The 432-nt window shown below is 46.3% G+C and carries 1 protein-coding gene; it reads left to right on the plus strand.

The window, feature by feature from the left end; translation table 11 throughout:
* Window positions 1-14: 14 nt before the first annotated feature.
* Window positions 15-432, plus strand: a 418-nt coding sequence (locus ACTHUF_RS11420) for a phosphopantothenoylcysteine decarboxylase domain-containing protein (RefSeq protein ID WP_440407776.1), incomplete at its 3' end; no start/stop codon positions are given.

Here is a 432-nt window from a genome sequence, read left to right on the forward strand (position 1 = left end):
TGCTTGATGTCAGCATGAACCAACTCAAAGACGGTTGTGACATCTTTATTGCAACGGCAGCAGTGGCGGATTATCGTGTGGCACAAGTGGCTGAGCATAAGATTAAGAAAGCCGGTGATGAGCTTGCGGTGGCTTTGGTCAAAAATCCGGATATCGTAGCGACCATTGCACAGCAGGAACAACGTCCATTCATGGTTGGCTTTGCTGCTGACACACAAAATGTTGAAGAATACGCTGCTGGTAAGTTAGTGGCGAAAAAACTCGACATGATTGCCTGCAATGATGTGTCACGTCCAGATATAGGTTTTGCCTCAGACGAAAATGCCATGACTGTATTTTTTGCCCAGTCTTATCACATGAAAAAGCGTGAGTTGGAGAAGGCATCAAAGCAAGAGATTTCGCAGCAGTTGGTCGAGTCGATTGCCGATGCTT

The sequence above is a fragment of the Neisseria sp. P0024.S006 genome (assembly GCF_051956595.1).
GTDB lineage: Bacteria > Pseudomonadota > Gammaproteobacteria > Burkholderiales > Neisseriaceae > Neisseria.